The 14,229-nt window shown below is 65.3% G+C and carries 11 protein-coding genes; 6 read left to right on the top strand and 5 right to left on the bottom strand.

Going from position 1 to position 14,229, the window contains the following annotated elements; translation table 11 throughout:
- The first annotated feature begins 77 nt into the window (after positions 1–77).
- The 5 genes from LVJ94_16900 to LVJ94_16880 all read left to right on the top strand — a co-directional run bounded on the left by LVJ94_16900 (position 78) and on the right by LVJ94_16880 (position 6,976).
- Complete coding sequence (locus LVJ94_16900; protein ID WXB08902.1) at positions 78–2,132, top strand: FHA domain-containing protein; 2,055 nt, start codon at positions 78–80, stop codon at positions 2,130–2,132.
- Positions 2,133–2,142: 10 nt separating this feature from the next.
- Positions 2,143–3,096, top strand: coding sequence for an acetyl-CoA carboxylase carboxyltransferase subunit alpha (locus tag LVJ94_16895; protein ID WXB08901.1), 954 nt, complete (start codon positions 2,143–2,145; stop codon positions 3,094–3,096).
- A 163-nt stretch (positions 3,097–3,259) separates the two neighbouring features.
- Positions 3,260–4,018, top strand: a complete 759-nt coding sequence (locus tag LVJ94_16890) for a glucose 1-dehydrogenase (GenBank protein WXB08900.1) — start codon at positions 3,260–3,262, stop codon at positions 4,016–4,018.
- Positions 4,019–4,060: 42 nt separating this feature from the next.
- The gene (locus LVJ94_16885; protein WXB08899.1) at positions 4,061–5,614 is read left to right on the top strand and encodes a protein kinase; all 1,554 of its coding nucleotides are present in this window, start codon (positions 4,061–4,063) and stop codon (positions 5,612–5,614) included.
- A gap of 27 nt (positions 5,615–5,641) precedes the next feature.
- Entirely contained in the window at positions 5,642–6,976 is a 1,335-nt protein-coding gene (locus LVJ94_16880; GenBank protein WXB08898.1) for a cation:proton antiporter, read from the top strand.
- Here LVJ94_16880 and LVJ94_16875 read toward each other — a convergent pair.
- Complete coding sequence (locus tag LVJ94_16875) at positions 6,939–8,492, bottom strand: ABC transporter permease subunit (protein WXB10727.1); 1,554 nt, start codon at positions 8,490–8,492, stop codon at positions 6,939–6,941. The genes LVJ94_16880 and LVJ94_16875 overlap by 38 nt on opposite strands.
- On the bottom strand, positions 8,492–9,238 hold the full coding sequence (locus LVJ94_16870; protein ID WXB08897.1) for an ATP-binding cassette domain-containing protein: 747 nt from the start codon (positions 9,236–9,238) through the stop codon (positions 8,492–8,494). Before LVJ94_16870 ends, LVJ94_16875 begins: the two co-directional genes overlap by 1 nt.
- 131 nt (positions 9,239–9,369) lie before the next feature.
- Between LVJ94_16870 and LVJ94_16865 the strand changes: the two genes are divergently transcribed.
- Entirely contained in the window at positions 9,370–10,518 is a 1,149-nt protein-coding gene (locus LVJ94_16865) for a hypothetical protein (GenBank protein WXB08896.1), read from the top strand.
- On the opposite strand, the gene LVJ94_16860 is transcribed toward LVJ94_16865, so the two are convergent.
- The 3 genes from LVJ94_16860 to LVJ94_16850 form a co-directional block, all read right to left on the bottom strand.
- Positions 10,515–11,873 (bottom strand): ferritin-like domain-containing protein, encoded by a 1,359-nt coding sequence (locus LVJ94_16860; protein ID WXB08895.1) that lies wholly within the window; start codon positions 11,871–11,873, stop codon positions 10,515–10,517. The genes LVJ94_16865 and LVJ94_16860 overlap by 4 nt on opposite strands.
- A gap of 79 nt (positions 11,874–11,952) precedes the next feature.
- Positions 11,953–13,191, bottom strand: coding sequence for a ferritin-like domain-containing protein (locus LVJ94_16855; GenBank protein ID WXB08894.1), 1,239 nt, complete (start codon positions 13,189–13,191; stop codon positions 11,953–11,955).
- A 233-nt stretch (positions 13,192–13,424) separates the two neighbouring features.
- Entirely contained in the window at positions 13,425–14,204 is a 780-nt protein-coding gene (locus LVJ94_16850) for an NUDIX hydrolase (protein ID WXB08893.1), read from the bottom strand.
- Positions 14,205–14,229 lie beyond the last annotated feature (25 nt).

Raw genomic sequence — 14,229 nt, 5'->3', positions numbered from 1 at the left:
TACCAGACTTTGAACAGTCTCGAAGTGCGCCCTTCTCCCTCTGAAAAAAGCGGAGTACATTCGCCTTTGAAAAGCCTATGCCACGCCTCATTTTGGCGACGGCCGAAGGGCAGCAGGCCATTGAGCTTCGCCCGATCAACAGCCTCGGCCGCCACCCCAACAACTCGATTCAGCTCCTCGACAAGATCGTTTCCAAGGAGCATTGCATCATCGAGTTGCGCGATGGGCAGTTCATCCTGCGCGATCTCGGCAGCCTAAACGGCACCTACATCAACAACGAGCGCGTCCGCGGCGAGCAGTTCCTCAAGCACGGTGACGAGCTCGCGTTGGGCTCTACGCGCGCCCGCTTCGACGATGGCTCGGGCCTCGCGAACTTCGCGCCGCCGGCCATCAGCCCCGGTGCCATTCAGCAGCCGGCCGGTGCCAGCCAAGCCGTCCAGCCGCCTTGGGCCGCCCAGCAGCTGCCGCATTCGCCGCACTCACCGCGGTCGCCGTATGGCGCCCCGGGCCATGCGACCGCGCCGGCCTCGTCGCTGCCGCAACCGGGATTTGGCCCGCCCCCCGAGTATCCCGGCACCCCGCGCCCGCAAGCCTTCACGGGCCATCCCCCTTCGGGCATGACACCGTCCGCCGGCTATGTCCCTCCGACAGCACCGAGCGGTGCGTACGGCATTTCGGGCGGCACCACCCCGATGGGGAACCTTCCGCACGGGCTCCCGCACGCCAACGCCCCGCACATCCCCACCGGGACGGGGCACATCGGAGGGCCGCGCATCAACAACGCCGCCACCGGTCCTGGCGTCCGGCCCTTCCCTCCGGCCCACCGTCCACCGAGTTTCGGCGGCACCCGGGTCGACGTGCTCGATTCGGCGCGTGCCATCGGCGCGCAGATCGCGGCCACCACCAAGGGCTTCGCGCCGTACGAGCAGATCGCGCACGACCCGCAGCAGCTGCGGCTCGATTACGAGCGACTGCGCATCACCTGGGAGCTCTCGCGCGACATCGGCCTCGAGCGCGACCTCGACAAGCTGCTCGAGAAGATCCTCACCGCCCTCTTCAAGTTCGTGAACGCCGATCGCGGCGTCATCCTCCTCAAAGAGGCCGACGGCTCGTTGCATCCTCGCGCCGCACGCCGCCGGGACGGAACCGACGCGCCCATTCAGGTCTCATCGACGATCCTGAACCACGTCATCAACGAGCAAAAGAGCGTCATCACCCACGATGCGAGCATGGATTTCGCGGCCTCCAAGGGCAAGTCGATGATCCTGAACCGCATCTCCAGCGCCATCGTCGTGCCCCTCTTGCACGAAAAAGAGGTGCTCGGCGCGCTCTGGTTGGACAGCGAATCGCTCGCCCAGTTCCAGCAGAAGGACCTGGAGATCATCACCGCGGTGGGCAACCAGGCGGCGATGTTCATCGAGAACACGCTGCTCGCGAAGAAGATCGAGCAGGAGATCGTCACGCGCGAGCGCTTCTCGCGCCTGCTCTCGCCCAACGTGGCCGAGCAAGTCATCAGCGGCAAACTCGAGGTGAAGAAGGGCGGCCAGCTCGTGGCCGAGTGCACCGTCTTCAATAGCGACATCCGCGGCTTCACCCGCATGAGCGAGGGCACCACCGCCGAGGTGATGGTCGAGCTCTTGAACGAGTACTTCGAAGAGATGGTGGCCACCATCTTCAAGTACGAGGGCACGCTCGACAAATTCATGGGCGACGGCATCATGGCCCTCTGGGGGGCGCCCGCCGCCCACCCGGACGACCCCATCCGGGCCGTGCAGAGCGCGCTCGATCAGATGGAGGCCCTGGCCGAGTTCAATCGCCGCTTGCTCGAGGCCGATCAGTCGCCGCTGGCCATCGGCATCGGCATCCACACCGGCTCGGTCGTGGCCGGCTACGTCGGCAGCTCCAAAGCACTGAGCTACACGGTCATCGGCGACACTGCGAACACCAGTGCGCGGATCTGTGGCATCGCCACCGCCGGCCAAATCCTCGTCAGCGAGAGCACTTTGGTGCGGTTGAACAACCGGTTCGAGTTCGAGGAGCTCGCCCCCGCCCAACTCAAAGGGAAAGAAAAAGCGCTGCGTATCTTCAACATCAAGCGCGAAAAACCGTCCGCCGCCGCGCGCGTAGGCTAAAAACATCGCCGTGGCTGCGTTCGTACTTCCCTTCGAGAAACCGATTGTCGACCTCGTCTCGCGCGTGCGTGAGTTGCGGTTGCTGGCCGAGAGCGATCCCAAATTCGAGCACGAGCTGCGCCGGCTCGAGGAAAAGACCGGCCGCCTGGCGCGAGAGGTCTTCGCCACCCTGACGCCATGGCAGAAGGTCCAGCTTTCGCGCCACCCGAATCGCCCCTACACGCTCGACTACGTCGGCCAGCTGTTCGAGGATTTCCAAGAGCTCCACGGCGACCGTCGCTATGGTGACGATGCCGCCATCGTCGGGGGCCTCGCGCGCTACCGAGGGCGCAGCGTCGTGGTCATCGGCCACCAAAAGGGCCGCACCACCAAAGAAAAGGTGGCGCGAAACTTCGGCCAGGCCCACCCCGAAGGAAACCGCAAAGCGTGCCGCCTCTACGAGCTGGCCGATCGCTTCGGGCTCCCCATTTTCACCTTCATCGACACGCCGGGCGCCTACCCGGGCATCGGCGCCGAAGAACGCGGCCAGAGCGAAGCGATTGGCGCATGCCTCTTCGCCATGTCGAAGGCGCAGGTGCCGATCATCGCGACCATCATCGGCGAGGGAGGCAGCGGCGGTGCGCTGGCCTTGGGCGTCGCCAACCGCGTGCATGTCCTGGAGTACGGGACGTACAGCGTCATCTCACCCGAGGGGTGCGCGAGCATCCTCTGGAAGGATGGCGCCAAAAGCAATATCGCGGCGGCTGCCATGCGCATGACGGCGCCTGATCTTCTGCAGTTCAAAATCGTCGACTCCATCATCGAGGAGCCGCCCGGTGCCGCGCACCAGGATCCCTTGGCCGCTGCCCGCAACATCGATGTAGTTCTACAGGCGAGCTTGCGCGAGCTTCTGGCCATGACGCCCGAGGAGCTAGCCGACGATCGCTACAAGCGATTCCGCTCACTTGGCGCGTACGTCGCGTAGACGAGACCCGCCCCCACGCGGGCCGGGGGCCTAGGCAGGACGTAAGCGGGACAGGTCCGCTGGTGGGAACGTTGTTTTCTCCCCGTGTCTGAACGACCTGGCAGGTCGATCTGGCGCGTCATCCGGACAAGTGGTCTCGAAATGGTGCTAAGAATTGGTCGCCATGACGGTATCCACCAGCCTCGAAGGAAAGGTCGCCATCGTAACCGGCGCGAGCCGGGGCATCGGCGAAGCCATTGCACGCACCTTTGCGCAGCACGGGGCGAAAGTGGTCGTCGCCTCCCGCAAAATCGATGGTGTGCGCGCGGTCGCTGAATCGATCGGCAAAAGCGCACATGCCATCGCCGCCCACACGGGCAAGGAAGAAGACTGCCAGAACCTCGTAAAAGAGGCAGTGGCCACCTTCGGCAAGGTCGACATCCTCGTGAACAACGCGGCGACCAACCCGTATTTCGGGCCATTTCTGAACATCGACGCCGGCGCCTGGGACAAGACCTTCGAGGTCAACGTCAAAGGATACTTCTTCACCGCGCGGGAAGTCGCACGCCACCTCATCGATCGCGGCGCGCCAGGCAGCATCATCAACGTCGCGAGCATCGCCGGCATCATGGGCACGCCGCTCCAGGGCGTTTACGCCATGACCAAGGCCGCGATCATCAGCATGACGAAGACGCTGGCCATCGAGCTGGCGCCGTCCAAGGTTCGCATCAACGCCATCGCGCCCGGCTTCGTGAAGACGAAGTTCGCCAGCGCCCTGGTCGACAACCCGGATTTGAACTCCAACATCGTCGGCCGCACGCCGATGGCCCGCGTGGGCGTTCCGGACGAGATTGCGGGCGGCGCCCTGTACCTGGCCAGCGACGCGGCAAGCTTCCTCACGGGGCACACGCTCGTGATCGACGGAGGGCTGACTGCCAGCTAGAAGATCGTGAAGCGCAGCGCACGAGGAAGGGCCGAGCACGCGATGCAACCAGGTCGCGTGGTGGCGGGAAAATACCGCTTGAACCAAATGCTCGGCATGGGGGGCATGGCGACGGTGTGGTCCGCGACGAACGTGTTCACGGATCGTGCGTTCGCCATGAAGTTCCTCCTCCCGTCGATGGGCCAAGATGCCGGGCGGCGCCTGCTCATGGAGGCCAAGGCCTCCGCGCGCATCAACCACCCGAACATCATCGAGATCATCGACGTCGGCCAGGCTGAGGACGGTTCGTTCTTCCTCGTGATGGAGCTGCTCCAGGGACTGTCGCTCGAGGCGGTCATCATGCGGCAGGAACCGCGCATGCGGCTCTACGACTTTTGCACCATCATGCTCGACGTCGCGCGGGCCATGTCGGCAGCGCACCAGAACGGTGTCATCCACCGCGATCTCAAGCCGACGAACATCTTCCTCCACCAGGACCGCCACGGCGTCGTCACCAAGCTGCTCGATTTCGGGATCAGCAAGTTCCTCCTGAACGACGAAGCCGCGGTGGAGTCGCTCACCTTGACGGGGACGATCCTCGGCTCGCCGATGTACATGAGCCCGGAGCAGGCGCAGGGCATGCGCGGCATCGACGGGCGCACGGACATCTTTGCCTTCGGCACCATCTTGTTCGAGGCGCTGTGCGGCTACCGCTGTTTCGAGGCGCCCAACTTCAACGCGCTGCTCCTCACGGTGGCCACGAAGACGCCGCGCAGCATCGACGCGTGCGCCCCTCACCTGGCGGAACCCATGCGCGAGTTGGTGCGGGGCTGTCTCGTGGTGGATCGCAAGCGGCGCATCGCGAACTTCGACGAGGTGGTGGCACGGCTCGAGCAGATCCTCCCCCCTCTGGAGCGCGATCCGACGTGCATCGCGGCGCCCCTGCTTCCCGCGAGCGAGGAGGGCGCGCCGCGTTCGGGCGTGACGCCGACGCCGCGCCCGCGTGGGGCCACCACACGTGCCGCCCGCCGCATGGGCAACTACGTCGTGGGCCTGTGCGCGATGGTCGTGATGCTCCTGTGCGTGCTGGCCTACGCCGCGTGGAAGCATCCGCCGAGACCAAAGGCCGCGTCGGGGCCCGTTCCACCGAGCGCCGCGAACGACAACGTTGCCAGCGTGGTGACCCCGAGCCCGCGCAATGAGGCGAGCACCACGCCCGTGCCGTCACAACTCCCGCCGGTGGATCGGTTCGGCATGAGCCCGCCGGTGGTCAACGTGGATTCCCTTCCCTCGTCCGAGCGCAGCTCCACACGCGCCCCCCGTCGAAGTTCGTCCCGCGGCAAAGATGCAAAGGATGGCAAGGACGCGAAGGATGCCAAGGACACGAAGGACCCGCAGTCCGAGAAAAAGGCCGTGGGGCAGCTGCAGATCACCGCGATGAATCAGACGTGCAGCATCTTCGTGGACGATGCACCTCGCGGCACGACACCGTTGTCCGTGGACCTCACGCCGGGATCGCATCGCTTGAGATGCGAGTCCGATATCGGCGAAGCCAAAACGGCCGACGTGAACGTCAACGAAGGCAGCACGACGATTTATACGTTCCGCAACGATTAGCCCGATCCGTACTGCTATAAGCCGAATGTGCGCTCGGCGTTTCGGTTCATCGCGCTCGCCGCCGTCATCCTGGTGCTCGGCGTGCCGGGCGTGGCGTTGGCGTCCTCGTCGGAGGGCGGTCACGGCGTTTCCCCGATGATTTGGTTCGTCGTGGCGGCGATGCTCGTCGCGGCGAAACTCGGTGGGCAGCTGGCGGTTTGGGTCGGGCAGCCACCGGTGCTGGGAGAGCTCTTTGCCGGCATCGTGCTCGGCAATTTGGACATGCTCGGCATCCACGTCTTCGAGCAAGCGGCCACCACGGAGACGGTGAGTTTCCTCGCGGAGCTCGGGGTCGTGCTGCTCTTGTTCGAGGTCGGCCTCGAGTCGACCGTGGCCGACATGCGCGAGGTCATCCCCTCTTCCGGCGCCGTCGCCGTGGTGGGCGTGGTCGCCCCCATGGTGCTCGGCTACGGCGCGAGCATGCTCGCCGCGCCGCACGCGACGCACGTGCTGCACCTGTTCATCGGTGCCACCTTGGCGGCCACCAGCGTGGGCATCACCGCGCGGGTGCTGCGCGATTTGGGCGCGCTCGGGCGGCCGGAAACGCGGGTCATTCTCGGAGCCGCCGTCATCGACGACGTGCTCGGCCTCATCGTTTTGTCGGTGGTGACGGCCATTGCGGCGGAAGGCACCGTCCCCAGCCCGCTGCACGCGTTGAAGCTCCTCGGCCTGGCCGCGGCGTTCTTGATCGGCGCACTCGTGGTCGGGCGCTACGTCACGCCCGGCGTGTTTCGCGTCGGTGCGCGCCTTCGGACCGAGGGCGTGCTCAGCGCGCTGGCCATCGCACTTTGCCTCTCGTTCGCGGGGCTCAGCGCCCTCTCGGGGTTGGCCGCGATCGTCGGCGCCTTCGCGGCGGGCCTGGTGCTCGACGAGATGCACGTGCGCCCCTTCGGATCGAACACGAAGCACGACATCGCGGAGCTGATTCGCCCCATCGCCGCCACCCTCGCCCCCATCTTCTTCGTGCGCACGGGCCTCTCCGTCGATCTGCGCGGCGCCACGCTGCACGTGCTCCTCCTGGCCGCATTGCTCGGCGCCGCCGCCGTGGCCGGAAAGCTCATCTCGGGCATCGGCATGCGCACGCGCGGCGCAGACCGGCTCTTGGTCGGCATCGGCATGCTCCCCCGCGGCGAGGTCGGCCTCATCTTCGCCGACGCCGGCGCGCGCATCCGCATCGATGGTCAGCCGCTCATCGAGCCGTCCATCTACATGGCCATCATCTTGGTCATCATGGGAACGACCGTCGCCGCGCCACCATGGCTCGCCCTCAGGTTGAAGCGCACGCTCACGCCTCCTCCGAAACTCGAAGCGGCCGAGGAATGATCCAGCGCTCCACCAGGCCGAAAAAGGCCTCGAAGAGCAGCGCCATGCCCGCCGCGGGAACGGCGCCCGCGAGGAGCAAATCGTTGTCGCTCAGCGCGAGCCCCGAGGCGATGCGCTCTCCGTAGCCGCCCGCACCGATGAACGCCGCGATGGTCGCCGTGCCCACGCTGATCACGGCCGACGTCTTCACCCCGGCGAGGATCGCGCGCGATGCGAGCGGCAGCTCCACGAGCCGCAACCGGGCCCCACGCGGTAGGCCCAGCGCCAGCGCCGACTCCTTCAACGACGGCGCGATGTCCGAGAGCCCCGTGTACGTGTTGCGCACGATGGGCAGCAGCGAATACAGGAACAGCGCCACCAACGCCGGCACGAACCCGATCTGGTGCAGCAGCGGGATCAAGAACGCCAGGAGCGCCAACGAAGGAATCGTCTGCAGCACGCCGACAGCGCCCAGGATCGGCTGCGTGGCGCGGCGCCGGTAGGCGGCCCACACGCCGAGCGGCACGCCGACCACCGTGCCGAGAAGCACCGCAATGGCCACCAAGGTGAGGTGCTCGCGCGTCAGCTTCAGGAAATCGCTCCCGAAGAGCAAGGTGAAGAACGTGCGGCGCGACGTCGCTTTTTCGGCGTTGGAGCCGGGAGCGGCCAGGAAATTGCGCGCAATCGCGTCGAAGGTGAGCTTGCGCACCTCCGCGTCCGCGTTCATGCGCGTCATCGTCTTCTCGTCGACGGCGCCTTTCAGCCGCTGAAGCGCCGCCCACGTGCGCGGAGCGCGCTCCGGCAGGTCACTGCGGTAAAGCAGCACCGCGTCGTACCGCGGAAAGAGCTGCTTGTCGTCTTGCAGCACCGTGAGATGCTCCTCCTCGATCTTCGGATCGGTGGAGTACACGTCGACGACGTCGATGTCGCCGTTCACCAGGGCCTTGTAGGCCAGGGCATGCTCGATGGCACGCGGCCGCGGCGCCTTGATGCCGTAGGTCGACACCAACGCGGGCCACCCATCGGCCCGCTCGAGGAACTCCTGCGAAAAGCCAAACCGAAGCTCCGCGTGCGGCGCCACCTCGCTGATGCTGCGCAGGTTGCGCTGGCTCGCCACCTCGGAGCGCATGGCCAGCGCATAGGTGTCGTTGAACCCCAGCGGAACGCCGGCCTGCAGGCCGAGCGGCGCCAACTCGCGGTTCAACGAGGCGAGATCGTCGGACACCACGTCGGTCTTGTGCCCGAGGAGCTCGCGCGTGATCGTTCCCGTGTATTCTGCATAGATATCGATACTGCCGCTCTTGAGGGCCGCGAACACGATGCCGGTGTTGCCCAGCCCTTGGTGGTGCACGGCCTGCACCTCGCCGGCGTCCTCGGCGACCTTGCGCACGATTTCGGCGAGCACGTACGACTCGGTGAACCGCTTGGACCCGACGTGAATCGTCTTCTCGTCGGCGCGGGCAGGCGTGGTCAAGAGCGAGAGTACGGCGACGAGCACCGCGTAAAATGCGTAAAACGCGACGGGCGATCGGCGCATCAAGCGGCGTCCTCCTCGAGCGGGGAGCGCTGGGCGCGCAGAAACTCGGACACGAACGGCTCCGCGGGCTGCTCGGCCAGCTCGCGGGCGGTGCCTTCTTGCACGACCCGGCCGGCGCGCATCAAAAGAACGCGGTCCCCCAGGTAGGCCGCCTCGCCCATGTCGTGTGTGACGAGGATCACGGTCTTGTTCAAGCGCGCGAAGATGCTGCGCAGCTCCGTCTGCAGGCCACGGCGCGTGATGGGATCGAGCGCACCCAGCGGCTCGTCGAGGAGAACCCAGCTCGGGTCGAGGAAAAGTGCGCGCATCATGCTGACGCGCTGGCGCTCGCCGCCCGAGAGATCGCGCGGGTGGTTCACCAGGCGCGCCTCGGGAAGACGCACCAACGCGGCCAGCTCCTTCACGCGCTCGCGCCGCGAGGCGTCGGTGCCGCGGCCGATCACCTCCGCGACCAACGTGACGTTGCGTTGCGCCGTCAGATGCGGAAAGAGCCCGCCATCTTGCAGCACGAAGCCCGTGCGAAGGCGCAGTCCGTTGACGTTGTCGGTGCTCAGCACCTCGCCGTCGTAGATGACCTTTCCGCGATCCGCCGGGATGAGGCCCGCGATGATGCGCAGCAACGTGGACTTTCCGCAGCCGCTCGGCCCGATGATCGACGTCGTCGTTCCGGCCTCGAATCGAATGGACGTTGGCGCCAGCGCAGTCGCCCGGCCGTAGGTCTTCTCCACTCCGTCGACTTCGATCATGGGTTTCCGCACGCCGATCCGACGCGCCTCCTTTTTAGTAGACACGCGTCCACTTTAGCGAAGTTTCTTGTTACCGCAACCGTCGTGTGCGCTATGGTCGCGCCGTGAACATCGTCCATCGGATCGCCTCCATGGCCTTAAGCATAGGTACTTTCTTCGCGCTCTTCCTCTTCCCTTGTGCATTTGGCGCCGAAGCGCACGCAGCCCCGACGGGCACGGCGTCGACGACGCTCACCCAGGGCGAGCCGGGACCGAGCGCGTGGCCGACGCCCATCGAAATTCCGGCGTGGACCAAGACGCTGCGGATCGGCGGCGGAACCATTCTCTATTGGTATCAGCCAATCGATCTGGGACCCAAGATCGTCGAGCTGTACGCGAGTCTTTTGCTGAACGCCGACTTTGGTCAATTCAAGATCCACATCGAGCCGCGTTTCCGCGACACGAAGCACCGCGCCTTCTTCACGTCGAACATTTGGCTGCAAGAAGCCTACGTTTCGGCGGATTTGGGGCCCGCGACGTTCAAAGTCGGCAAGGTGTACAGCCGGCTCGGGCTCTTTTGGGACAAGTCGTTCTACGGAAATATTCAGCTCTACGATGGAATGAAAACGGCGCCCGAATACGGCGTTTCCCTCGAATCCAACGAGCCGCGCGCCGATCGCGACATCTCGTTCCACTACGTGCTGCAGTATTTCATTAGCGACGGCACGACGAACAATTCACTGGTCGCACGCGACACGATTTCGCTTCCAGGCGGCCGCCGCATGAACAACTTCATCGGGCGCGCAGGGCCATTCTTCCAACTCGGACACGGCATGACCTTGGAGGCGGCGCTCTCGGCGCAATTCTTCCAGGCGGATCTCCCCGACGGGACCCACGACGTGGTGCGGGGGGCTTTCGACGCCACGTTGAAGAACGATCTTTTCGAGTTGCGCGCCGAATACCAGCACCAAGAAGGGCAGTCGGTTTGGGAATTTCCCTATCGCGCCATTCCCGCCACCCCGACGACGCCATTCGTTCCGGGCCGATTCTCCAAGAGCAACGATTACGTACTCGTGGGCGGCGATATCAACATTTGGCGCTTCACGCTTCGCTACAATGGGAGCGCGGGCTTCTACAATGACCTGAAGGTCCGAGAAGTCATCCACGCCCCCGCCCTGGCGTTTCATCCCCACGACAACGTGCTGATCCTCACGGAGTACGTGATCTGGCCAAGATATGCCCCGGAGGGCTCCTCGCTGGTGGACCGTAGTTTCAATTTATCGGTGCAGTCGCACTTCTAAGCCGCCCAGAGCTCGCCGGCGACCGCGTGCAGAAGGCGCGAGGCCTGCGCCGCGGAGGGCGCGCCGGCCACATGCACGACGTCGGGGTGCGGTTCTGCGGCAGTGTTCATCAGCGAAGCGGCGGCTCCGCGGCGCGCACGGTCAATGAGGGCGCGTTCTTCGCCGGACAACCGTGGCTCGATCCAGGAAGCCACGTTCCACGCGAGCGCGCCATGCCGCGTTTCGTCCTCGGCAATGCGCTCCATGACCTTGCGGATGCGCCGATCCTCGGCATGCCTCGCTTGGTGCGTCGCCTGCAACGCCGCGTAGGTTTCATGCACGCAGCCTTCGACTGCATTTTCGAGCGCGATTTCGAAGAGGCCGCGCACGGGCCGCTGCGGAACGTCGGGCGTCGACGGCTCCGCGCCGAATCGGCGTGCCAGAGACGTCATCATGGCCGTGTGACGAATTTCATCACGGGCAGCGCTGCGGGCGTCATCCACGAGCTGCGCTGGCGCCCCGTGATGCGCAAGCTCCTCGGCCAGGCGCACGAACGCCGGCACCGACGCGGCCTCCAGCTCCGCGGCGATTGCGAAGAAGCGCCCCAGCGGGCTTGCTTCCTCCACTGCGCCGGCGGGCTCGAAGCCTTCGGGCTTTCGGCCATACGTGCATTGTGGATCGGCGGGCTCCACGACCACGGAAGCCCGCACCGCAATTTTGCCATCCTTGTCCACGTGGAGGAGATTCTCCGTGATGTCGTGCCCCTTCCCGCATCCATCGCCCTTTCGCGCGAGGACGTCGAAGCCATCATCGGACACGCGGGCGTTGTGTTGCGTGTCCTCGCACGCAAGGTCGTATCCGTTTCGATGAACGAGAAACGCTGCCGTGTCCAAGTCGGCCACGGGACGGAGGAACGCCGAGAACTCTTCGTTCGACACGACCGCTCCGACTTCGTCACGTCTCGTGTAAACGAGGTAGGAAAGGCTTGGCCCAGGGATCCCTGGGCCGAGTTTCCCGGGCACGATAGCGGGCCGAAGGTCCGCAAGGTCCTTTAGACATTTGGCTTGATTGGCGGCGCTGGAGCATGCCGTTCCCACGGAGGAATACGTGGTGGGTTCGCCCGACGGCACCGGTCCGCCCGGCTCCGAGCGATACAATTGGGTGCGGAGCGCGAGGTAGTCGGCGGCATTGCCGGCCTTGACCTTTTCCAGTGGGCGCTCGCGCGAAACGCATGCGGTCTCCGACAGGCCGGAGCGATCGATGCCGGCAGGCTCGTCGTTGTCGGAACTGCATGCGACCATCGCAAGGACCGGAATCGGGCTCACCACCGAGAAGAACAGTTTTCTTAAGGAAGCAACGGAATGGGTCGTTCGCATGGCCGCGCTAATCGCATATCCTGCGCCAATCCATGATCGCGGTTTTTTGCTGCTCACGCTGCCCAAAGCCTGTGCCAATTCATGCCATTTGCGCCCGATTGGATCCGGGCCACAGCTCGTCGGTCACGGCATCGAGAAGGCGCAAGGCCTCTGCCGCCGACGGCGCGCCCGCGATGCGTACGATGTCGGGGTGCGGATCGGCAACGGTTTCAATCAAAGAAGTAGCAACTTCATAGCGCGCGCGGTCGATGCGTGCGCGCTCCTCGCCCGATAGCAACGGTTCAATCCATGCGGCGACGTTCCATGCGAGCGCACTGTGTTGCGTTTCGTCTTTGGCGATGCGATCCATGACCTTACGGATGCGCCGATCGTCGGCATGCCTCGCTTGGTGCGTCGCCTGCAACGCCGCGTAGGTTTCATGCACGCAGCCTTCGACGGCATTTTCGAGCGCGATTTCGAAGAGGCCGCGCACGGGCCGCTGCGGAACGTCGGGCGTCGACGGCTCCGCGCCGAATCGGCGTGCCAGAGACGTCATCATGGCCGTGTGACGAATTTCATCACGGGCAGCGCTGCGGGCGTCATCCACGAGCTGCGCCGGCGCCCCATGATGCGCAAGCTCCTCGGCCAGGCGCACGAACGCCGGCACCGACGCGGCCTCGAGCTCCGCGGCGACCGCGAAGAAGCGCCCCAATGGCGTGGCCTCGCTGGATGGGCCGGTGAGCGCGAAGCCTTCGGGCCTGCGACCGGATGCGCAATTGGGATCGCCGGCCTTGATGAGGGTCGTTTGCAGCACGGTAACCTGCGCCGAGTTGCTCACGTGAACGACGTGCTCCTTGATGTCGTTGTCCGCCCCGCAGCCATCTCCCGTGACACCGAGAATGTCGAATCCATCGCCGGACACGCGCCCATTGCGTGCCTGGGCCGAGCACGCAACGTTGTATCCATGTTGGCGAACGAGAAATGCCGCCGTCTTCACGTCGCTCACCGGACGGAGAAATGTTGCCAAGGCATCCAACGACGTCACGGAGCCAACTTCGTCACGCCGCGTGTACACGAGGTACGTCGTGCTCGACGAACACGGGCCGCACAGCTTTTCGGGAAACCCCGTCGTCTCACGAAGGCTGGCAAGGGACTGCAAACAGATTGCCTGGTTCGCGGCATTCGCGCAGGCCGTCCCCTCGGACATCATGACTTCGGGCTCCGGCTCCTTCTCGAGGCGAAGCGCGAGGTAGTCGACCGGATTGCCCGCCTTCACGCCTTCCAGCCGGCGCTCCTCCGACGTGCAGGCATTCTCCGTCATGATCGGGCGATCGATCACCGGCTCCTTTTCCGGATCCTTTCCCGGATCCGAGCCGCACGAAGCTGCCGCGAGAAGAGGAATCGGACCAACGACCGATAGGAAAAGGGCTCTCAACGAAGCCGCAGAATGTTTGGCGCGCATGACCATGCGCGATGCACCAATCGATCCTTGCTCATTCTCGCCAAAATCGCCTCGCGAGCTGGGCCAACTGGTGCCACGCAAGGGCAGCTACGCCATCCCGAGGCGTGAGGCTATCTCCGCCGGCACTCATGCTCCGTTTTCTCCGGTAGGAACCGATACACGAGCGCGGGCTTGGACGCGGTGATGCGCTTTCCCGGTGCCTGCTCGATGATGCCTTCTTCCACCATGCGCTCGAACTTGCGGCGAAAGTTGCCAGGATCCTGCGGCTTGCCTGTCAGGATCGCGTACACGTGGCGAAGCTCGGGGATGGTGAACGTCTTGGTCACGAGGCTCGAGGCGATGCTCGACGAGGAGACGCGCTCGGCCATGCGCCGCGCGGCCTGGGTGACGATGCCATGATGATCGAACGCCATATCGGCCGGCCGCAGCGCATTCACCGAGAGCCAATCCGCCGCCGCGGCATCGCCCCCGCCGCGCACGAGCGGCACCAAATCGGGCCGAATGAGCGCGTAGTACGCGACCGTGATCACGCGCATCCGTGGATCGCGCGCCGCCTTGCCGAACGCCCCCAGCTGCTCCAGGTACACATCGGAGGCCCGCAGTCCGGTCTCCTCCTCCAACTCGCGCGTCGCCGCCGCATCGAGGTCCTCCCCCTGATCGCGATGGCCATCGCCCACGCGCACGAACCCACCGGGCAGCGCCCACGCCCCTTTGAACGGGTGCCCTCCCCGCTTGACCAACAAGACGCGCAGCTCCGCATCGAGCACGCTGAACGCCGCCACATCCACCGTCACCGACGGCCGCGGAAAGTCCGCCGGCCGATAGTCACGGAGAAACGCCGCCTCCTCGGGATCGACACGCCGGGTTACCGCCTCGGTCTTCTTGCTCATCGCCGGCCAACGTGTTTTGTCGAAT

The sequence above is a fragment of the Sorangiineae bacterium MSr11367 genome, from assembly GCA_037157805.1.
In the GTDB taxonomy this organism is placed as follows: Bacteria; Myxococcota_A; Polyangia; order Polyangiales; family Polyangiaceae; genus Pendulispora; species Pendulispora rubella.
Note: the sequence above shows the minus strand (reverse complement) of the source record. Positions and strands in the feature narration are given on the sequence as shown.